The 21,163-nt window shown below is 59.5% G+C and carries 17 protein-coding genes and 7 tRNA genes; 4 read left to right on the top strand and 20 right to left on the bottom strand.

The window, feature by feature from the left end; all coding sequences use genetic code 11:
- Positions 1–38: 38 nt before the first annotated feature.
- From LUN51_RS09490 to rnr, 9 genes are all read right to left on the bottom strand, one after another.
- Complete coding sequence (locus LUN51_RS09490; RefSeq protein ID WP_277811065.1) at positions 39–1,838, bottom strand: bifunctional diguanylate cyclase/phosphodiesterase; 1,800 nt, start codon at positions 1,836–1,838, stop codon at positions 39–41.
- 62 nt (positions 1,839–1,900) lie between these two features.
- The gene (locus LUN51_RS09485) at positions 1,901–2,200 is read right to left on the bottom strand and encodes a hypothetical protein (protein WP_040244516.1); all 300 of its coding nucleotides are present in this window, start codon (positions 2,198–2,200) and stop codon (positions 1,901–1,903) included.
- Between the two features lie 65 nt (positions 2,201–2,265).
- Positions 2,266–3,654 carry a replicative DNA helicase gene (dnaB, locus tag LUN51_RS09480; RefSeq protein ID WP_178997719.1) on the bottom strand — a complete coding sequence of 463 codons (1,389 nt, stop codon included), beginning with the start codon at positions 3,652–3,654 and terminating at the stop codon, positions 2,266–2,268.
- Between the two features lie 204 nt (positions 3,655–3,858).
- Positions 3,859–4,305, bottom strand: a complete 447-nt coding sequence (rplI, locus tag LUN51_RS09475; protein ID WP_040244521.1) for a 50S ribosomal protein L9 — start codon at positions 4,303–4,305, stop codon at positions 3,859–3,861.
- A 12-nt stretch (positions 4,306–4,317) separates the two neighbouring features.
- Complete coding sequence (locus LUN51_RS09470; protein WP_277811064.1) at positions 4,318–5,172, bottom strand: hypothetical protein; 855 nt, start codon at positions 5,170–5,172, stop codon at positions 4,318–4,320.
- A gap of 18 nt (positions 5,173–5,190) precedes the next feature.
- Entirely contained in the window at positions 5,191–5,418 is a 228-nt protein-coding gene (gene rpsR, locus LUN51_RS09465) for a 30S ribosomal protein S18 (protein ID WP_040244525.1), read from the bottom strand.
- A gap of 23 nt (positions 5,419–5,441) precedes the next feature.
- Positions 5,442–5,858 (bottom strand): 30S ribosomal protein S6, encoded by a 417-nt coding sequence (gene rpsF / locus LUN51_RS09460; protein WP_277811063.1) that lies wholly within the window; start codon positions 5,856–5,858, stop codon positions 5,442–5,444.
- Between the two features lie 191 nt (positions 5,859–6,049).
- Entirely contained in the window at positions 6,050–6,835 is a 786-nt protein-coding gene (gene rlmB / locus LUN51_RS09455) for a 23S rRNA (guanosine(2251)-2'-O)-methyltransferase RlmB (protein WP_277811062.1), read from the bottom strand.
- Positions 6,836–6,866: 31 nt separating this feature from the next.
- Complete coding sequence (rnr, locus tag LUN51_RS09450) at positions 6,867–9,278, bottom strand: ribonuclease R (RefSeq protein ID WP_277811061.1); 2,412 nt, start codon at positions 9,276–9,278, stop codon at positions 6,867–6,869.
- Positions 9,279–9,481: 203 nt separating this feature from the next.
- On the opposite strand from rnr, the gene LUN51_RS09445 reads away from it, so the two are divergent.
- The 3 genes from LUN51_RS09445 to LUN51_RS09435 all read left to right on the top strand — a co-directional run bounded on the left by LUN51_RS09445 (position 9,482) and on the right by LUN51_RS09435 (position 9,819).
- Positions 9,482–9,568 (top strand) — tRNA-Leu (locus tag LUN51_RS09445).
- 31 nt (positions 9,569–9,599) lie between these two features.
- Positions 9,600–9,686: transfer RNA gene (locus LUN51_RS09440), tRNA-Leu, on the top strand.
- 46 nt (positions 9,687–9,732) lie between these two features.
- A tRNA-Leu gene (locus LUN51_RS09435) sits at positions 9,733–9,819 on the top strand.
- Between the two features lie 61 nt (positions 9,820–9,880).
- Here LUN51_RS09435 and LUN51_RS09430 read toward each other — a convergent pair.
- The 7 genes from LUN51_RS09430 to LUN51_RS09400 all read right to left on the bottom strand — a co-directional run bounded on the left by LUN51_RS09430 (position 9,881) and on the right by LUN51_RS09400 (position 19,540).
- On the bottom strand, positions 9,881–10,732 hold the full coding sequence (locus LUN51_RS09430; RefSeq protein WP_277811060.1) for a DNA/RNA non-specific endonuclease: 852 nt from the start codon (positions 10,730–10,732) through the stop codon (positions 9,881–9,883).
- Between the two features lie 73 nt (positions 10,733–10,805).
- Positions 10,806–11,081, bottom strand: a complete 276-nt coding sequence (locus LUN51_RS09425; protein WP_277811059.1) for an Lrp/AsnC family transcriptional regulator — start codon at positions 11,079–11,081, stop codon at positions 10,806–10,808.
- A gap of 141 nt (positions 11,082–11,222) precedes the next feature.
- On the bottom strand, positions 11,223–12,782 hold the full coding sequence (locus tag LUN51_RS09420) for a SpoVR family protein (RefSeq protein ID WP_277811058.1): 1,560 nt from the start codon (positions 12,780–12,782) through the stop codon (positions 11,223–11,225).
- A gap of 22 nt (positions 12,783–12,804) precedes the next feature.
- Entirely contained in the window at positions 12,805–14,085 is a 1,281-nt protein-coding gene (locus LUN51_RS09415; RefSeq protein ID WP_277811057.1) for a YeaH/YhbH family protein, read from the bottom strand.
- A gap of 77 nt (positions 14,086–14,162) precedes the next feature.
- Entirely contained in the window at positions 14,163–16,085 is a 1,923-nt protein-coding gene (locus tag LUN51_RS09410) for a PrkA family serine protein kinase (RefSeq protein ID WP_277811056.1), read from the bottom strand.
- 221 nt (positions 16,086–16,306) lie between these two features.
- Complete coding sequence (locus LUN51_RS09405) at positions 16,307–17,356, bottom strand: threonine aldolase family protein (protein ID WP_277811055.1); 1,050 nt, start codon at positions 17,354–17,356, stop codon at positions 16,307–16,309.
- 171 nt (positions 17,357–17,527) lie between these two features.
- A complete protein-coding gene (locus tag LUN51_RS09400; RefSeq protein ID WP_277811054.1) occupies positions 17,528–19,540 on the bottom strand; it encodes an NADPH-dependent 2,4-dienoyl-CoA reductase in 2,013 nt (670 codons plus the stop codon).
- A gap of 145 nt (positions 19,541–19,685) precedes the next feature.
- Between LUN51_RS09400 and LUN51_RS09395 the strand changes: the two genes are divergently transcribed.
- The gene (locus tag LUN51_RS09395) at positions 19,686–20,618 is read left to right on the top strand and encodes an alpha/beta fold hydrolase (RefSeq protein ID WP_277811053.1); all 933 of its coding nucleotides are present in this window, start codon (positions 19,686–19,688) and stop codon (positions 20,616–20,618) included.
- 92 nt (positions 20,619–20,710) lie between these two features.
- Here the strand turns inward: LUN51_RS09395 and LUN51_RS09390 are convergent.
- From LUN51_RS09390 to LUN51_RS09375, 4 genes are all read right to left on the bottom strand, one after another.
- Positions 20,711–20,787: transfer RNA gene (locus LUN51_RS09390), tRNA-Asp, on the bottom strand.
- A gap of 24 nt (positions 20,788–20,811) precedes the next feature.
- Positions 20,812–20,888 (bottom strand) — tRNA-Val (locus LUN51_RS09385).
- A gap of 74 nt (positions 20,889–20,962) precedes the next feature.
- Positions 20,963–21,039, bottom strand: a tRNA-Asp gene (locus LUN51_RS09380).
- 47 nt (positions 21,040–21,086) lie between these two features.
- Positions 21,087–21,163: transfer RNA gene (locus LUN51_RS09375), tRNA-Asp, on the bottom strand.

Genomic DNA, 21,163 nt, shown 5'->3' with positions numbered 1-21,163 from the left:
GCCGCATTAATGACTCCAACATTGATGCCAGTGCGCAACTAAAAAATTAGACCGCTTTTCGACGCTAACGTTTCTTCCTTGAACCTTACGACAAGCCGCCCATTGACAGCGCGTTTGGCGCTTTGCTTGAGAGAGCTCCAATAATCACCAAAGCTATGCGGAGCCTGACCGGCGGGCACACACAATGCCGCCACCGACAGGCGTGGCAACGCAAAAAAACGCTCCTGCCCAAACCGATCTTGCGCCATGAAGCCGTTGTCCCGGACCACCTCGGCAGGCAGACGGGGCGTAAAACGCGCTACGAACGCTTGCTGCAAGGCCGCGAGGAAGCCATGCAAGTCTTCTCGAGACTCAAGCAGCAATACGAAGTCGTCCCCTCCCAGATGTCCCAGAAAATCGTGCTGACCTTTCATGGTATCCAGCGTGACGGCAACATCCAGCAGCACCTGGTCGCCCATGACATAACCGAAACGATCATTGAATGGCTTGAAGTAATCGAGGTCCAAGTAACAGGCGACAAATGGCTCGCACTCGCCGACGAAGTCATCGAGCGCCGCCCGGATTGGCGCATTGCCTGGCAGTTGGGTCAGCGGGTTGGCCTGGCTTGCGATTGCCACCCTCTGCTCAGTGATTTGCTGCAGCAATGCCACTAACTGCCCCATGCCCACATAGCGCCCCTGCTGGGTAACCACGAATGGCTCGTCGCGTTGTTCGATTCCTCGCCCCGTCACCTTGCGCGATACTTGATCGAGCGGCTCCGTGACTTCGACACACAACGGCGCTACATGCATCGCCTTGGTCACTGATTCTCGGCCATACAAATCGAAGCCGAAGCGTTTCCCCACCAGCGCCATCACTGCCTCACGCGTGAGAACACCAATGGGAATGGCCTGATCATCGACCACGGCCATCGCCCCTACATCCGGCATGGAACTGAAGCGCTCACTCGCCTCGGCCACCGTTACCGTTATGGCAAGCGAAGGAAGCACCTTGCAAATATGTCGCCCCATACATGTCTGCGAGGGGCTTTTCTGGCGCACGACCAAGTGTGCAAGATGCTCGTTCAGCGCCGCACGCTCGGCTTTCGGCGTCGGTGATGGCCGCGCGAACAGCCAGCCTTGGTAGTAGTCCACACCCAGCTCGTGCAAGTAATCGAGCTCTTCTTCACGTTCGACGCCCTCCGCGATCACGCGTGATCCCATCCCATGAGCAACGTCCAGAAATGCCCGCACGAACCGCCGCTTGACATAGTCACGATCCAGTTCACTTACGAAATGCCGATCAAGCTTGACGAAGTCGGGGCGAATTTGTGACCAGAGCCGCAAGCTTGCATAACCCTCGCCCAGATCATCCAGCGCAATCGTGAATCCCATCGATTGATAGTGACGTACGGCTTCCGCCATGAGATAGGGGTCGATGCCCGGCGACTGTTCAGTAAGCTCTATGACTAGGCGATGCGTCGGGATACCCAGCCGTGTGAGCAAACGCAGGGTTTCACCATTGCGATGCTGGGGATCTAGCAGTACCTCGGGAGAGACATTGATGAACAACAGCTCGTCGAGCCCTTCCGCCGCCCAAGCGGTAATGGCACGCTGTCGGCAGACGGCTTCCAGCGGCGCTAGCAACGATTGCTTTCTGGCCGCTTCGAACATCGTCAGAGGGTGGGCATAAATACTTTCGCCGGGGCCGCGCGACAGCGCTTCATAAGCGAATACGCCCCCGGAGCGGATAGCCACAATAGGCTGGAAATGAACATCGATACGTTCTTCACGCACAATGTCGGATAGCGCCGGTGCAGCCGGCTGACCACTGGAAACGGGAGCAAGAGTATCGGTCATGGGTCTCATTAGGCCAACGCCACATGACGTTCATGTGACATTGGCCCACCGAGACTAACGCATCAAGAATCGCGCTGATACGTGGAGGGATCGATCGCCACTCCGAGCGAATTACGGTCGACCCAGTTACCCGCACGGGTTTCCTTGTAGCGAAACACTACACGATCACCGACCGAAACGGGCAGTTCGGCATCCTCAGTCTGATAGCTGTAGGTTTCACCATCGACGACCAGGGAATAGCGGTAGAGATCGGGCATCCCCAGCCATTCCTTGAACGGCCCTTCACGCTCGACGCTTTCCAGTTGGCCGCGCCCCTCGAGCTTGGGGGTACGTTTCTTGCCACGTTGAAATCCGCTCGCCATCTCCCCTCCTGTTCACTTGCGAGCCGGCATTATAAGGCAACACCGGCATGTTTGCCTTGCCATCATCACTCGCCCATGTGCTGACCATAGCTGTCGGGAGCGAGGTCCTCAAAGCGTGTGTACTTGCCGATGAAGGCCATATGAACGGTCCCAATCGGCCCGTTACGCTGCTTGCCGATGATCAATTCGGCCAAGCCATGATTGTCGGGATTGTCAGGATTATAGACTTCATCGCGATAGACAAAGGCGATGACGTCGGCATCCTGCTCGATAGCCCCCGACTCGCGAAGATCCGACATCACCGGGCGCTTGTTGGGTCGCTGCTCGAGCGAGCGGTTGAGCTGCGACAACGCGACGACCGGACAGTTGAACTCCTTGGCCAAGGCCTTGAGCGAGCGCGAGATTTCGGAAATCTCACCGGTACGGTTCTCGGAAAAGCCAGGGATCTGCATGAGCTGCAGATAGTCGATCATGATCATGCCGATGTTCCCGTGCTCGCGCGCCAAACGCCGAGTACGTGAACGCATCTCGTTGGGTGAAAGCCCTGCCGTATCGTCGATGAAGAGCTGCTTGTCCTTGAGCAAATTGACCGCCGAGGTCAAGCGCGGCCAGTCTTCGTCTTCCAACTGCCCGGTCCGCACGCGCGTTTGGTCGATACGCCCCAACGAGGACAGCATGCGCAGCATCAAGGCATCGGCGGGCATCTCCATGGAAAACACCACGACCGGCTTGTCGCTAGAGATGACCGCATGTTCGACCACATTCATGGCGAATGTCGTCTTACCCATGGAAGGACGCCCGGCAATGATCACCAGGTCCGACGGTTGCAGCCCCGACGTCATCTCGTCCAGGTCTCGAAAACCGGAGGAAAGCCCCGTCATCTCACCCTGCATGTTGAAAAGCTCGTCGATACGATCGACGGCCTTGCTGAGCAGGTCGCTCATGCCGATCGCCCCACCGGTCTTGGGGCGGTCCTCGCTGATCTGAAATACCAGGCGCTCGGCCTCGTTGACCAGCTCGTCGGAGGGTCGCCCCTGCGGAGCGAAGGCGCCTTCGGCGATCTGATTGGCTGCCTGGATCAATTTGCGCAAGGTCGCTCGTTCACGCACGATATCGGTATAAGCGCGAATGTTACTCGCCGATGGCGTGTTGCGCGCCAGCTCGGCCAAGTAAGCCAGTCCGCCCACACCTTCCAACTGATCGCGGTTTTCCAGCGTCTCCGACAGCGTGACCACATCGAGCGGATGCCCTGCTTCGGCGAGCTGCGCCATCGCATTGAAGGTCAGACGATGTTCGTAGCGATAGAAATCGTCGGCAGTCAGACGCTCCGAGACCGTATCCCAGGCGCTATTGTCCAGCATCAGCCCGCCGAGCACTGATTGCTCGGCTTCCAACGAGTGCGGTGGCACTTTGAGGGCCGCGGTTTCCTGGTCGTGCTCGACGTATTCGCTCATGCTCGTTTCCTGACCGGTCGATATCGAAGGTCGGCGAAGTGCACACGTTCACCGTGTCGGCCACCCCTATGATGCCGTGGTAGCCATACCGTTGCACCTCAGGGCCCCTGTCTCACGTACCCCAACACCTTGGCTCATGGCACAAAAAGGGCGCGAAGGTTACCCTTCGCGCCCCATGCCGGCATGTCACCTGGCGGTAATCGCTTACTCGGCCACGATCACGATGCGAACGCTGGTAGCGACTTCCGCGTGCAGTTGCAGCGTAATGTCATACTCACCGGTCCGGCGAATCGGACCTTCCGGCATGCGCACTTCGCTCTTGACTACATCAAGCCCCGCCTGCGTCAGTGCATCGGCCAGATCGCGCGGGCCGATAGAGCCGAACAGCTTGCCTTCATCACCCGCCTTGGCGACCAACGACAGCTCGATTTCAGCCAGCTGTTCAGCACGCGCTTCGGCTTCAGACTTACGCTCTGCGGCTTGTGCTTCGAGCTCGGCACGTTGCGCCTCAAAAGCGGCAACGTTTTCCTTGGTAGCCGGCACGGCCAAACCGTAAGGCACCAAGTAGTTGCGACCGTAACCGGCCTTGACAGCGACTTGGTCACCCAAGTTACCCAGCTTGCCAATCTTATCGAGCAGAATGACGTCCATCTCGTTAACCTCTCATCGGTGGTTGCCGGCCAAGCGTGCGCGGAAATCCGCGAAAGTATCGACAACGGCCAGCAACAGCACAACCAGAATCGTGGGCCAGGTCGTCAGCAACAATACGTAAAAGCCGACCAACCAGAACCCGCTCATCCCCTTCAATCCAATCCAACCATGCACCAGCGCAATGCCCGCCACGAGCAAGGGTATCCACGCCAGCATCGTCGCCATCGGCATGGATACCAGCACGCCCACTACACCAACGCCCACCAGCAGCAAAAGCTCCTTGGTGCTCAAACGCAGCGCATGGAACTCGTCGCGAAAGCCACCGGGATTATACAACCCGGCTTGCCAACTACGCGCTAGTGCCAAACAAGCGACTGCCGCAAGCAGTACCACTAGTCCTGTAACGCCGCCGATCAACATGCCTGCCAGCTGTTCGCTGGAGACACCCTGGGCACTCAACTCGGTGAGCATGGCATCGACATCTGCCGAATTCTGGCGTACCTGTTCGAGCAGCGGACCCGCCCCGCCCGGAGGCAGGAAAATGCCGGACTGCACCAGCACCACACAGACCAGCATGCCGGCAATCAGGGTCTCCCCCCAACGCATCCGGGCGCGCAGTATGGTCGCCATCAGCGTTACCAACAAAACACTGGCAAGCGGAACGGCATCCCCTTGGACCCACCACCAGCCAGCTGGCAGCGCAGCGGCAATCACAACAGGCAGACCAGGGCCCAAGCCGCGACGTAACGTTACCAACGCAGCAACGGCGGCACTCAGCCAGAACAACCAGGGAATCAACGCCGCAATCAAAGCGACCATCGCCGCCTGCGGCGTACCGCGCATTACCCAACGGGCCAGTGCCTGCATTACGCCAGTCGCCTTGTTTTACTGGTGGCTGTCGGTATAGGGCAGCAGCGCCAGATAACGAGCGCGCTTGATGGCCGTGGACAGCTGACGCTGATAACGAGCCTTGGTGCCAGTAATGCGGCTGGGTACGATCTTACCGGTTTCAGTGATATAGGACTTGAGAGTATCAAGGTCCTTGTAATCAATGTACTTCACGCCTTCGGCGGTGAAGCGGCAGAACTTACGGCGACGGAAAAAGCGTGCCATGGTTTATCCTCCAGAGGTACGAATCAGTTGGCTTCAGCTTCGGCGTCGGCATCAGCGCTCGTTTCGGAACGCTCAGCGTTCGGACGCTCGCTTTTCTCTTCACGACGACGCGGCTTTTCTTCGGCCGGCTTCATCATCGGAGACGCTTCGGTGACCGCCTCTTTACAACGCACCACCAAGCTACGGATGATGGCATCGTTGAAGCGGAAGATATTCTCGATTTCGTCGAGAGTTTCACCGCTGCACTCGATGTTCATCAGTACATAGTGGGCCTTGTGGATCTTGTTGATCGGGTAGGCCAAGTGACGACGCCCCCAATCTTCCAGACGATGCACAGTGCCGCCGTTTTCGGTAACGAGCCCAGTATAGCGCTCGACCATGGCCGGCACCTGCTCGCTCTGATCCGGGTGGACCATGAACACGATTTCGTAATGACGCATGATAGCTCCTTACGGTTTGACAGCTTCCACGAGGCCTGTCATTCACAAGTACCAAGTACAAGGGCTACAGGGCCGCGAGAAGCAAGGAGAGAAAGTCTCGATGTTTCCGGACACGCGAAACGATGCCCGGAAAGCCGACCAATTGTAGTGATCACCCCGCGTGCTTGCAACTTGTCTCGCCCGACCAGGCATCAAGAGACATGGCGTTGACGCACAACTTCGAACAGACACACGCCCGTGGCAACCGACACATTGAGGCTAGACACACTACCCGTCATGGGCAATTTGGCGAGTAGATCACAGCTCTCTCGCGTCAACCGGCGCATGCCTTTGCCCTCGGCGCCCATGACAATGGCCACGGGCCCCATCAAGTCGACCTCGTAAAGGCTTTGCATCGACTCACCCGCCGTACCGACGATCCATACCCCATGCGTCTTGAGACGCGCCATCGCCCGTGACAAGTTGGTGACCTGATAAACGGGCATAGCATCGGCAGCACCGCAGGCAACCTTACGCACCGTGGCGTTGAGGGGCGCGGCCTTGTCCTTGGGCACGATGACACCGTGCGCACCGGCCGCATCGGCGCTGCGCAGGCAAGCACCGAAGTTATGCGGATCGGTTACCCCATCGAGAACCAACAGCAACGGCGGAGACGGCTGCTGCCAAGCGCCGAGACGAAACCACAGCGCCTCCTCGCTCTCGGCCTGCAGCGGTGGCGCGAAGGCGATCACGCCTTGGTGCACGGCGCCTTTTGCCACGCCATCAAGCGTTTCGCGGGCGACACCGACGCACTTGACGCCAGCCTGACGTGCGCTCTCTTGCAGAGTATCTAGGCGTGCCTCGGCACGCCCTTCCTGTAACCAGAGCTCGCGTGGCGGCTGCCCCCGCTCGAACAATGCATGCACGGCGTGCACGCCATACACGGCGTCCAGGCCTTCAGGCGTCGCGATACGCGCCCGGGAAGGTTTAGCTTTCATGATGCTCCAATGCCCGTTCCATGGCGCCTATTCAACGCTTGTCACCCTTACCGCCGCCCTTACCGCCTCGCGAACGCCGACGCGGCTTGCCGTCACGTTCTTTCTTCCCCGCGTTGCCGGCTTGCCCTGCGCCCTGCTTACCGCGTGACGATGCGGCCTCGGTAGCAGATTTCTTGCGCCGAGCCGGGTTCTGCGGACGTGGCTTCTCGTCGGCCAGTTCAAAGTCGATCTTGCGATCATCCAGATCGACACGTGCCACCTGCACGGTGACGCCATCGCCCAGCCGATAGGACATGCCGCTACGCTCACCCTTGAGACGGTGTTTCTCGGCCTCGTAGTGGTAGTAATCGGAAGGCAACGAGGTCACGTGGACCAGGCCCTCGACATAGACATCATCAAGACGCACGAAAATGCCGAACTGCGTCACCGAGGCGATGGTGCCCTCGAAGATCTCACCGAGCTTGTCCGACATGAACTCACACTTCAGCCAATCCTCCACATCACGCGTGGCATCGTCGGCACGACGCTCGGTCATCGAGCAATGCTCACCGAGTTCAAGCATTTGCTCGAAGCTATACGGTGCCCATTTGCTGGGCGGCTCTACCGGCGCGCCTTCGGCACGCAGCACCGTATTGGTCTGCCGCGGTCCGCGAATCACCGAGCGAATGGCGCGATGCACGAGTAGGTCCGGATAGCGCCGAATCGGCGAAGTGAAATGCGCATAGGCGGGATACGCTAGGCCGAAGTGGCCATCGTTCTGCGGTGAGTAGACCGCGCGACTCATCGAACGCAACATCACGGTCTGGATAACGTCGGCGTCGGGACGGCCCTTGATCGTCTCGGCGAGGTCACGATAGTCCTGAGGCGTGGGATCGTCGCCCCCGCCCAGAGATAGCCCCAGCTCGTTGAGGAACAGGCGCAACTTGTCCAGGCGCTCCGGCGAGGGCTTCTCGTGAATGCGGTACAGCGCCGGCAAATCATGCTTGTCGAGAAAGCGCGCCGTCGCCACGTTGGCGGCCAGCATGCATTCTTCAATGATCTTGTGTGCGTCGTTGCGCGAACGCGGCACGATCTTCTCAATCTTGCGCGCGTCGTTGAAGACGATCTCCGTCTCGGTGGTCTCGAAGTCGATGGCGCCACGTGCTTCGCGGGCTTCTCTCAAGATCGTGTAGAGGCTCTTGAGGTTCTTGAGCGACGGCACGAGTTCGCGATACTGCTCGCGCAATGCATCGCCCTCGGAGCCTTCGTCATCGAGGATCGCGGACACCTTGTTGTAGGTCAGGCGCGCATGGGACTGAAAGACTGCCTCGTAGAAACGATAGCGGCTGATCGCGCCGTTCGGCGAAATGTTCATCTCGCAGACCAGCGCCAGGCGGTCGACCTCGGGATTGAGCGAGCACAGCCCGTTCGAAAGTAACTCCGGCAGCATCGGCACGACCTGACCGGGGAAATAAACCGAGGTGCCACGCGTGATCGCTTCCTGGTCCAGCGCACTGCCCGGGCGGACATAGTGCGACACGTCGGCGATCGCCACCAGCAGCTTCCAGCTCCCGGACTTGGTCTTCCAGGCACAGACGGCATCGTCGAAGTCCTTGGCGGACTCGTCGTCGATGGTCACCAACGGCACGTCGCGCAAGTCGATGCGGTTCTGCTTGTCGGCTTCATCCACGGACGTCGACATATCCGCGATTTGTGCATGCACTTCGGGCGGGAACTCGGCGGGGATCTCGTAACTACGGATGGCAATGTCGATTTCCATCCCGGGATCCATGCGTTCGCCGAGAACTTCCGTGACCTCGCCCACTGGCTGTACGCGCGTCGCCGGCTGCTGGGTGATACGCGCCGAGACGATCTGTCCGTCACGTGCGCCACCGCTGGCGCTATGCGGAATGATAACTTCCTGGGCGATGCGCGATTTCTCAGGAATCAGCACGCCGAATTCGGCGGTATTCTGGCGGTAGATACCCACCAGCGACTGCGTGTTGCGGGCGATGACCTCGACGATGGTCGCTTCATCGCGCCCGCGCCGGTCGCGGCCACTGACACGCACCAGCACCTGATCGCCGTCGAAGACACGCCGCATTTGACGTGGCGGCATCACCAGGTCGGGCTTCTTGCCATCTTCTCGGATCAAGAAGCCCATGCCGTCACGGTGGCCCTGTACCCGCCCTTTTATGAGATCGAGCTTATCGATCAGAGCGAAGGCCCCGCGTCGATTGCGTAGTATCTGGCCTTCGCGCTCCATTGCGGCAAGCCGCCGACGCACGCCTTCCAGACGTTCTTCGTCGTCCACCGCCAGCATGCGACTAAGGTCTTCGGGTGTAATGGGCTTCCCGTATTCTTCCAGTCGGGCGAACAAGTATTCGCGGCTGGGGACCGGATTATCGTATTTACTCGCTTCACGTTCCGCATGCGGATCGTCACTGAGCTTCCAATGATTCATGGTAATGACTTCCTTACAGGCGAGGTGGCAAGTAAACGTCGTGCGCCGATGGCGTTGTTATGAAATTCAATCATGCCGCCAGTATAGCGGGCACAGCCAGTCGACCCAACCATGGCGGCTACCTCCCTTTCACGAAACAAGACATGAAGCATGGCTTCGCTGCTTGCATTCACGCTCAAAATGGGTAATATACATCGCGCCTTGCCCAGGTGGCGGAATTGGTAGACGCGCTAGCTTCAGGTGCTAGTGTCCGTATGGACGTGGAGGTTCAAGTCCTCTCCTGGGCACCATCGATCTCCCGCCAGTTCGATGCAAGGCAACGCCCGGATGGCGGAATTGGTAGACGCGCTAGCTTCAGGTGCTAGTGTCCGTATGGACGTGGAGGTTCAAGTCCTCTTCCGGGCACCATCAGGAACATATGTAAAGTCAGAAATATCCGTAAAGTGCATGACGCGCCCAGGTGGCGGAATTGGTAGACGCGCTAGCTTCAGGTGCTAGTGTCCGTATGGACGTGGAGGTTCAAGTCCTCTCCTGGGCACCATTCGTGCATGCTACTTTCGAAAGTTTCGACCTCCCCCTCTTTCTGTAACACCTCCCATTATCTATTGGTAACGCCCGGGTCGCCGCGCGACACGTTGCAATGCCCATCCCTTTGTTTCGATATTCGCTTCCAAGGGCGTTTCAACGCCTTCCGGCAGGCGCGGGAAGAAATCGAGCCGCGTTCTCGCTTCGAGTTCATCGATACTGACCAGAAAACGGTCAAGCGGTTCATCGCCACTCACCGTCTGCGGAATTAGAAACGCCAGCGCTCGCGGGTGCTCTCCAGGCACCACGATGATCTTGTAAAATGCCGACGGCACCTGGGTGAACCCCACTCGATGCATGAAGCGCTCATCGAAGACCGGACCGGTAACCACGCGAAGTTGCTCGAAGCGCGGCAGGAAGTCGTCCATCACGACCTCTTCGAGACGTTGCCACACGCGCCGGTTCAAATCGGGGCGTTGCGGCGTGATATTGGTCATCTGGAAGGTATCGAGCTGCGCCGCACGACCATGTACGCGTGCGATGGCATAGTTGGGGGCCAGGTGGCCGCGATCGTAGCCGCTGTGCGTATACTGGTCCGAGATGACCGGCCACAACGAGCGCCAGTCCCGCGCAAAGCCGTGCGGGCGATCACCGATCGGCGCATCAGGCGTTTCATTGAGCGAATAACTTACCCATAGGGGACTAACCCGGATATCCGACCACCCCACCAGGAAGGCATCACTGCGCAGAACCCGGTTGAACCCCTGCCAACTGGTGGTTTGCCACTCGGGCACGCCCATCCAGCTAAGTCTGTCGCGAACCTCGCGCTCCTGCCAATACCATAGACCGGACCCCACCACGGCGAAAACCAGGGAAATGCCCGCGCCACGCACTAAGCGCCGACACTGATAAGAAATAACGGCGATCATGCCAGCGACGTGTCCTTGTCCTGCGAAAACGAAACGTGAAGTGGGCGATCACACCCTAGGCGATACGGACCCGCTACCAACCCAATGAGAACATGGTCTCGAGATCGTGACGCGAATGCACCTGCATGGCGTTGAGAGTCTCGGTGTCGTGAATGCCCTCGACCTGCATCAGACGCTCGGTCACCAGTTGCGCCAATGACTCGAAATCACGCGTGCGCGCAATAGCGACCAAGTCATAGCGACCACAGGTGGAAAACACCTCACTGACCCCCTCCAGCTCGGCCAACCGTTGGGCGACTGCATTGATCTGGCCCTTTTCCACGTCGATCAGAATCACCGCGCTTTGCATGACACTCTCCTACACTGCCTACTGCACTCGGGGCGTCGCGCCGGCCTGCGGTCGGCACGCTCAAGACGCACCGGCACGACACTTCGCCGACGGCGCGCGAGCCAGTATATCAGCCCTGCGCGTCGCGGCTAGCGATGTGTTTCAGCCACTGTCTCGCGCGTCACCGGGAAGTGGCCACTGATAGCGGCGCACGACCTCGTCCTCCTCTACCGACTCCAGCTTGACCGCAAACCCCCACAACTGATGCAGGTGGCGCAACACCGGATACAGGGTCTTGCCCAATGGTCGGCGCGCATCCTGGACGTGACGCAAGGTCAGCGAGCGATCGCCACGAATATCGGCCTCCCAGACCTGAATATTGGGTTCGCGTAGCGATAACGCATATTGCGCGGCAAGCGCCTCACGTACGCGCCGATACCCGCGCTCATCGTGAATGGCACTGATGGTGAGCATCTCATCGCGATCGTCATCGACGAGACTGAACAGCTTGAGGTCACGAATCACCCTAGGCGACAGGAACTGTTGAATGAACGACTCGTCCTTGAAGTTGCGCATCGCGAAATGCACCGTCTCCAGCCAGTCACTGCCGGCGATCTCAGGGAACCACTCGCGGTCCTCCTCGTCGGGTGTCTCGCAGATCCGACGGATGTCCGAAAACATCGCAAACCCCAGGGCATAGGGGTTGATACCATTGAAATGCGGGCTGTCGAACCCCGGTTGCTGCACGACGGCGGTATGTGAATGCAGAAACTCAAGGATCGTACCCTCGTCGATCAGTCCCTCATCGTAGAGCCGGTTCATCAACGTATAGTGCCAGAACGTCGCCCATCCCTCGTTCATCACCTGAGTCTGGCGCTGGGGATAAAAATACTGTGCCAGCTTACGTACAATGCGTACGATTTCCCGCTGCCACGGCTCGAGAAGCGGCGCGTTCTTCTCCAGGAAATACAGCAGATTTTCCTGCGGCTCGGGGGGATAACGCTCGTACTGGTGGAGCCCCAGCGGATCGTCGCCATCCTCCGCGAACGCCTTCGACTCGTCGCGTGGCGCTTTTCCCGGAATCGTGCGCCACAAGGCGTTCACCTGCGCCTGAAGATAGGCTTCACGTTCCTGCTGGCGGCGCGCCTCTTCCTCCGAGGAGATCGGCGAGGGACGCTTGTAACGATCGACCCCATAGTTCTGGAGCGCATGACAGGCATCCAGGAGCTGTTCCACCGCCGTGACGCCGTGACGCTGTTCGCATTCGGCGATGTACTTGCGGGCGAATACCAGGTAATCGACGATCGCCGAGGCATCGGTCCAGGTGCGAAACAGATAATTGCCCTTGAAGAACGAGTTGTGGCCATAGCACGCATGCGCCATGACCAGGATCTGCATCATCAAGGTATTCTCTTCCATGAGATAGGCGATACAAGGGTCGGAGTTGATGACCAGCTCGTAGGCCAACCCCATCTGACCGCGCCGATAAGCCTGCTCGACGGACAGGAACTGCTTGCCGAAGGACCAGTGATGGTAACCCACCGGCATGCCCACGCTGGCGTAGGCATCCATCATCTGCTCGGAGGTAATGATCTCGATCTGATTGGGGTAAATATCCAGGCGGTATTCCTGGGCGAACCGAGCGATTTCACGTTCATAGGCCGTCAGAATCTCGAAATTCCAATCCGAACCGGTGGCGATGGGGGTCGATACGGTACTCATGTCACCTCCTCGGAGCGGTGCCTCATTGTGCTATACGCTTGCGGAACAGCTTGCGAAAGACCGGGTAGATGTCGCCCGACTCGACGATCTGCTGCATCGCGAAGCGCTCAGGATGACGCGCCTGCACGCGCTCATATTCTTCCCACAGCGCCTGGTGCGAATGCGGCGTGATTTCCACATAGGTGTAATACTGCAGCTTGGCCATCAACGACGACATGAGCAGGTCGCGACAGGTCGTCGAGTCATCGTCCCAATTGTCGCCGTCGGAGGCCTGGGCAACGTATAGATTCCACTGCGCGGGTGAATAACGTTGGGTGATGATCTCGTCGACGAGGGTCAACGCACTGGAGACGATAGTCCCCCCGGTTTCCCGGGAATAGAAGAATTCCTCCTCGTCGACTTCCTTAGCCGCGGTGTGATGACGAATGAACACCAGTTCGACCTTCTCGTAGTTGCGCTCCAGAAAGAGATACAGCAGCAAAAAGAAACGCTTGGCGATGTCTTTGTGGCCTTGTGTCATGGAGCCGGAGACATCCATGACACAGAACATCACCGCCTTGTTGGAGGGCTGGGGCTGGTCGACGAGGTTGTTGTAGCGCAAGTCGTAGGTATCGATGAACGGCACCGCCTCCAAGCGCTTTTCAAGACGCTCGATTTCGGCTTTGAGCTCGTGAATGCGCGTCGGATTGCGTAGTACCGGGTCCTTGCGTTCCTCTTCTTGAAGCGCCTCCTCGGCTTCACGCAAGGCACGCTTGATAGGCGCCCGCATGCCGATACGCCGGGCCTGCGCCTCGCGCATCGACCGCACGATGTTGATCCGCGACGGCACACCGTCACGCGTCACTCCGGCGCGCACCGGACGCACCTCGTCGAGATCCCGCAGTTGTTTGCGCTCCAGATGCGGCAGCGCCAGACCATCAAAGACGAAATCGAGGAATTCCTCTCGACTCAAGGAAAACGCGAATTCGTCCACACCCTCGCCTTGATTGGAAGCGCCGCCCTCCCCCGCGCCGCCCTCACTCTCGCCGCCCGGACGCCGCAGCCGATCCCCCTCGACGAATTCCTTGTTACCAGGGCTGACAATCGTGCGTGAACCACCAGGACCATGTTGAAACACTGGCTCGGAAATGTCCTTGGCAGGGATCGAAACCTTCTCGCCGCGCTCCATGTCGGTAATCGAGCGCCGGTTGACCGCCTCCTCCACCGAGCGCTTGATATGGCTGCGGTAGCGCTGCAGAAAACGCTGCCGGTTCACGGCACTCTTGTGCTTGGCATTGGCGCGTCGATCAATGAAGTAGGTCATGGCGACCTCCTCTTGTCCAATCGCCGGCGATGGCAAAACCGGGCCGCCGCCAGTGAATGCCCATCACATCCGGGCGATTAATGCGACTTACGGACCCGCAAATACCACTCCGACAGCAAGCGTACCTGCTTCTCGGTATATCCCCTATCGACCATGCGCGCCACGAAGTCCTCATGTTTTTTCTGATCCGAGGTCGAGGCCTTGGCATTGAAGGAGATCACCGGCAATAGCTCCTCGGTGTTGGCAAACATCTTCTTCTCGATCACACCCTTGAGCTTCTCATAGGACTGCCAACTGGGATTCATGCCGTTGTTCTGGGCACGTGCGCGTAATACGAAGTTGACCACCTCGTGGCGAAAATCCTTGGGATTGGAGATACCGGCCGGCTTCTCGATCTTCTCCAGATCTTCGTTGAGCGCCTGTCGATCGAACAATTCACCGGTCTCGGGGTCGCGATATTCCTGGTCCTGAATCCAGAAGTCGGCGTAGGTCACGTAGCGATCGAAGATGTTCTGCCCATACTCACTGTACGACTCGAGGTAGGCGGTCTGGATTTCCTTGCCGATGAAATCGACATAACGCGGCGCCAGGTACTCTTTGATGAAACGCAGATAGCGCTCGAAGGTTTCCTTGGGTAATTGTTCCTGTTCGAGTCGCTGCTCCAGCACATACAACAAATGCACCGGATTGGCAGCGACTTCGTGGGTATCGAAATTGAAGACCTTGGAGAGAATCTTGAAGGCGAAACGTGTCGATAGGCCTTCCATTCCCTCGTCGACGCCGGCCGCGTCGCGATACTCCTGTAGCGACTTGGCCTTGGGATCGGTGTCCTTCAAGTTCGCGCCATCATAGACCCGCATCTTGGAATAGATGCTCGAATTCTCAGGCTCCTTGAGGCGCGAAAGTACCGAGAACTGCGCCAGCATGCGCAGCGTATCCGGCGCGCAGGGCGCGGCATTCAGCGACGAATGCTCGAGCAGCTTCTTATAAATGTTGATTTCCTCGGAGACGCGCAGGCAATACGGCACCTTGACGATGTAGACGCGATCCAGGAAGGCCTCATTGTTGCGGTTGTTGCGGAACGTCTGCCACTCGCTCTCGTTGGAATGCGCCAGAACGATGCCGTCGAAGGGAATCGCGCCCATGCCCTCGGTGGGATTGTAGTTACCCTCCTGCGTCGCCGTAAGCAACGGATGCAAGACCTTGATCGGCGCCTTGAACATTTCGACGAATTCCATCAGCCCCTGGTTGGCCTTGCACAAGCCACCGGAGAAACTGTAGGCATCCGGGTCGTCCTGGGAATAGAGCTCGAGCTGACGAATATCGACCTTGCCCACCAGCGAGGAAATATCCTGGTTATTCTCGTCGCCAGGCTCGGTCTTGGAAACGGCAATCTGGTTGAGGCGCGACGGATAGAGCCGCACGACGCGAAACTGGGAAATGTCACCGCCGTATTCCTGCAAGCGCTTGGCGGCCCATGGCGACATCACCGCCCGCAAGTGGCGCCGTGCAATGCCATATTCCTTCTCCAGCAATTCGCCGTCCTCCTCCGGTGAGAACAGCCCCAGCGGCGACTCGAAGACCGGCGAGCCCTTGATGGCATAGAACGGCACATGCTCCATCAACAGCTTGAGCCGTTCGGCAAGCGATGATTTGCCGCCGCCTACCGGCCCCAGCAGATACAGAATCTGTTTCTTTTCTTCCAGCCCCTGCGCGGCGTGTCGGAAATACGCCACGATCTGCTCGATGGCCTCTTCCATGCCGTAAAATTCGGAAAACGCCGGATAACGACGAATGACCTTGTTACTGAAGATACGTGACAACCGCGAATCCTTGGCGGTGTCGATGACCTCCGGCTCGCCGATCGCCTCAAGCATGCGCTCCGGCGCGCTCGCATAGGCACTGGGCTCCCGACGGCAGAGTTCCAGATACTCCTGAAGACTCATCTCCTCTTGCTGAACGCGCTCGTAACGGTTCTGAACATGATCGAAGATACTCATCAAACGCCTCCTTTCACGACCCGGGGTCGCTCATCGGATTCTGGACTGTCTATGTATCAGCGTAGACGGATGGAGAAGAAAGGGGCGGTGCGAAACGCATTTCCTTTCAACGCAGCGGCATGGCCCTATTTATGAGAGCCCATAAACAGCCATTGGTTCGTTGAAATCCGAAAAAGGCGGGAAAGGCGAGAGCACATCAATGCCCTCGCCTAGCGTCTCGATTAGGCGGCCGACAATGCGTCGCGCGCATTGTCGAGCAGGCGATCAAGCAGTGCTTGAGTGGTGTTCCAGGCACAGACGAAGCGTGCACCGCCCGCGCCGATGAAGGTGTAGAACGTCCAGCCGCGCTGGCGCAGTGTTTCGAGAACCGCGACGGGCAACGTCACAAAGACACTGTTGGCCTGGGCGGGGTACATTAGATCAGCACCCGGCAAAGCAGCAAAGCCCTCCGCGAGATAACGCGCCATTCCATTGGCATGTTCGGCATTGCGTAACCAGGCACCGCTTTCCAACAGCCCCAGCCAAGGCGCGGTAATGAAGCGCATCTTGGAGGCCAACTGTCCTGCCTGCTTGCAGCGGTAGTCGAAGTCTTCCGCCAGGGCACTATTGAAAAAGACCACCGCCTCGCCCATCGGCAAGCCGTTCTTGGTCCCCGAAAAGCACAACGCATCGACGCCAACCTGCCAAGTGAGCTCCGCTGGCGTGGCCTCGAGCGAGGCACAGGCATTGGCGAAGCGCGCCCCATCCATATGCACGTGCAGACCATGTTTATCCGCCATGGCACGAATCGCCATCAGCTCATCGCGGGTATACACGGTACCCACCTCGGTGGCCTGGGTCAGCGAGATCGTGCGCGGCTTTGGATAGTGGATGTCGCTGCGACGCGTGACCAGCGACTCGATCCCCTCGGGCGTCAGCTTGCCATTCGCACCGGAGCACGTCAGCAGCTTGGCACCATTGGAAAAGAACTCCGGGCCACCGCACTCGTCGGTTTCAATATGCGCCAGTTCGTGGCAAATGACACTGTGATAACTCTGCCCCATCGAGGCGAGCGTCAACGAGTTGGCGGCGGTGCCGTTGAAGACGAAAAACACGTCGCAGTCATAGTCGAAGAAACGACGAAAGCGGTCGGCGGCTTTCTGGGTCCAGGAATCGTTGCCATAGGCGAGATCATCGCTGGCGTTGGCGCGCAACAGGTAGTCAAGCGCCTCGGGGCAGATGCCGGAGGTATTGTCGCTGGCCAGAAAACGCGGCGTACAGTCGGATTCCATGCCTTGTTGTCCTCATAGGTGGCGAGAAGTAAAGACGCTTGAAACGCAACGCCAGGCGCCGGGTGCCAACGCCTGCCGTTATCCTGCAAAAAATTGCGTCTCGATCCAGTCTACTCATCGCCGCCTCTCATCGGAAGCCCGCCAGAGCGCACCTTCTTACACATGCACTTTTTATAGGCGTGCTGCCAAGCGAGTTCCCTGATCGATGGCCCGCTTGGCATCGAGCTCCGCCGCCTCCTGCGCCCCGCCAATGACATGCACCTCGCAGCCGGCCGCCGACAGCGGCGCCTCGAGATCTGTCACCGATACCTGGCCGGCACACACCACGACCGTCTCTACATCGAGGCATTCTTGTTGTCCGTCACGCACAATATGCAGTCCTGCATCGTCGATGTTGAGATACTCGCAGCCGCTGCGCATGTGCACCCCACGCTGGCGCAGCGCGGCACGGTGCACCCAGCCGGTGGTCGTACCCAGCCCCTTGCCGGGCTTGCTGGTCTTGCGCTGAAGCAGCGTTACCTCGCGGGGCACCTTCGGCGCTTGCGGTGTAACGAGACCGCCCCGCGCTGCCAACGACAGATCGACGCCCCACTCGGCACACCACGTCTCGCGGTCCAACGCGGGATGCTCGGCATGGGTCAAGAGCTCCGCGACATCGAAGCCGATTCCACCGGCGCCGATAATCGCCACGCGCGCCCCGACACGCTCGGGATGGAGAATCGCTGTGGGGTAGTCCACGACGCGCGGATCGTCGCTACCGGGCAGCGACAGCGCCCGAGGCGCAACCCCCGACGCCAACACCACGACATCGAAGGCCAGCAGGCGTTGCGCCTCGGCCGATGTATTCAGGCACACCGTCACATCCAGCGCCTCAAGCATGCTGCGGTAATAGCGCAGTGTCTCGTGGAATTCTTCCTTGCCGGGAATACGCTGCGCATAGCGAAATTGACCGCCGATCTCGGCCTCACGTTCGAAAAGCGTGACGCGATGACCGCGCTGCGCCGCCGACACGGCAGTCGCCAGCCCTGCCGGCCCAGCGCCGACCACCGCAATGTCACGCGGCGTCGCCACGGGCGCGAGCGTCAATTCGGTCTCGTGACAGGCGCGTGGATTGACCAGACACGAGGTCAACTTGCCCTGAAAAGTATGATCCAAGCAGGCCTGGTTGCAGGCAATACAGGTATTAATGAACGCCTCGCGCCCCTCGCGTGCCTTGGTCACCCATTCAGGATCGGCGAGAAAGGGGCGAGCCATCGAGACCATGTCGGCATGACCCTCGGCCAGCACGCGCTCGGCGACCTCGGGCATACTGATGCGATTGGTGGCAATGAGCGGCACCGTGAGGACCTCGCGCAGCCGTCGCGTCACCTCCGTGAACGCCGCCCGAGGCACGCTGGTGACGATGGTCGGCACCCGCGCCTCGTGCCAGCCGATGCCGGTATTGATCAGGTTGGCACCCGCCGCCTCGATCGCCCGCCCCAGGGCCACGACCTCGTCGTGGCTGCTACCGTCCTCGACCAGGTCGATCATCGAGAGACGAAAGATGATCAAAAAGTCATCGCCCAGCGTCCGGCGAATGCGCTGCACAATCTCCACCGCAACGCGCATGCGGTTCTCAAACGCCCCACCCCACTCGTCGTCACGGTGATTGGTGCGCCGACACAGGAACTGATTGATCAGATAGCCTTCCGACCCCATGACCTCGACGCCGTCGTAACCCGCTTCGCGCGCCAGTTTGGCGCAATTGACGTAGGCCTCGATCTGCTCCGTCACCTCGTCGCCATTCAACGCACGGGGCGTGAAAGGGTTGATCGGCGCCTTGAGCGCCGAGGGCGCTACCAAGGCGGGCGAATAGGCATAACGCCCGGCGTGCAGGATCTGCAGGCAAATATGGCCACCCTCAGCGTGCACCGTCTGGGTCACCTGCCGATGCGCCTCGACTTCCTCTGGCTCGGTCAATTTAGCAGCGCCTTCGAACACCGCACCCTCGGGAGTCGGCGCGATGCCCCCGGTCACGATCAATGAGACACCCGCTCGTGTTCGCTCGGCATAGAACGCCGCCAGACGCGCGAAGCCATCGGGAGATTCCTCCAGATTGGTGTGCATAGAGCCCATCAAGATGCGGTTATCGAGCGTCACGGGCCCCACAGTCAGCGGGCGGAAGAGATGCGGATACTGAGTCACGGCGCGTCCTCGCTTGCACTCGGTTTTAAACCACAATACATTTTCAAACAACTGTATGAACAGTGTAGCGAAGGCGTCACGGGAGGCAATCCCGACCAAGGGCGCAGGCATTACTGCCTTCTCACGCGAGACAAGCGAGACCCGCATGGATTATCAGACCTCCCAACACCGCATTCCCATCGCCACCGGCGGCGCGTTGAATATTACCCGCTTCCAGCCCGAACGCATCCACGGCCTGCCCATACTGTGCTGGCATGGCGCCATCGAGTCGGGGCGCATCTTCCACAGCCGTAGCGGCAAGGGGCTGGCACCCTGGCTCGCCCAGCAGGGCCACGAGGTCATGGTGATCGATCAACGCGGTCGCGGAAGCGCCGCGCCACGTCCGGCACGCGGTGTATCGTTCTCGCAGCGCGAGGTCATCACCGATGAAGTCGACGCCGCACTGGCCGCCTGCCTAAACCTGAGCGGGCGATCGCACTGCCATGTCATGGCACATTCCTGGGGTGGTGTCTTGATTGCCGCGCACCTGGCGCGCGTCCCCGCCAGTCGCGAGCGTATCGCCAGCCAGGTCTATTTCGGCACCAAACGTCAGGTGCGGGTCCAAAATCTCAGCAAATGGCTCTATATCGACCTGATTTGGAAAGGGCTCGCACCGCTGGCACGCTGTCTGTGCGGTTATCTGCCGGCACGCTCGCTACGCTGGGGCAGTGACGACGAATACGCCGCCAGCCACGCGGACAGCGTCGCCTGGGTGCGCGAGGCAACGTGGCGGGACCCCGAGGATGGCTTCGATCATGTCGCCGCTCTGGCCCAGGGCGGATTGCCACCCACGCTGCATCTAGCCGGCCATCGCGACCGGGCGCTGGGCCACCCCCGAGATGTAGCACGCTTCGTAGAAGAATGCGGGCCGCATCGGCATGCATTACGTGTATTGGGACGCGAGAACGGTCAGGGGCGAGATTACGGTCATCTGGACATGCTGACGCACCCCGACGCCGTGAAAGACGTCTATCCGCAGGCCCTCGCCTGGTGTCAGGCACATCAGGACGACATGGCCTCGGTCGAGGAAGACACTTAGGAAACAGCGCGACTCGGGTGTCCGCGCATAAAAAAGAAGGCCCAAACGACAAAACCCCAAGTCAATGACTCAGGGTTGGCCGATGGCGATCGTGGCGGACCGGACGGGACTCGAACCCGCGACCTCCGGCGTGACAGGCCGGCATTCTAACCAGCTGAACTACCGGTCCGCATTGTTCCGATGTAACTCGGATTGGTGGGTGGTACAGGACTCGAACCTGTGACCCCCAGCATGTGAGGCTGGTGCTCTAACCAGCTGAGCTAACCACCCGGATCGCATACTACTTGGTGCTGCATGTTGCTGTTACATGCATCATCGTCAATGACGCTTTGGCGAGGAAATCGTGGCGGACCGGACGGGACTCGAACCCGCGACCTCCGGCGTGACAGGCCGGCATTCTAACCAACTGAACTACCGGTCCGCTGAATACAACGCTAACCACACATTGTCGGATTTCCGATGAAGAACTGGCGGACCGGACGGGACTCGAACCCGCGACCTCCGGCGTGACAGGCCGGCATTCTAACCAACTGAACTACCGGTCC

It is taken from the genome of Chromohalobacter canadensis (assembly GCF_029544075.1).
Taxonomy (GTDB): Bacteria; Pseudomonadota; Gammaproteobacteria; order Pseudomonadales; family Halomonadaceae; genus Chromohalobacter; species Chromohalobacter canadensis_A.
This window is presented reverse-complemented; position numbering and strand designations above follow the sequence as displayed.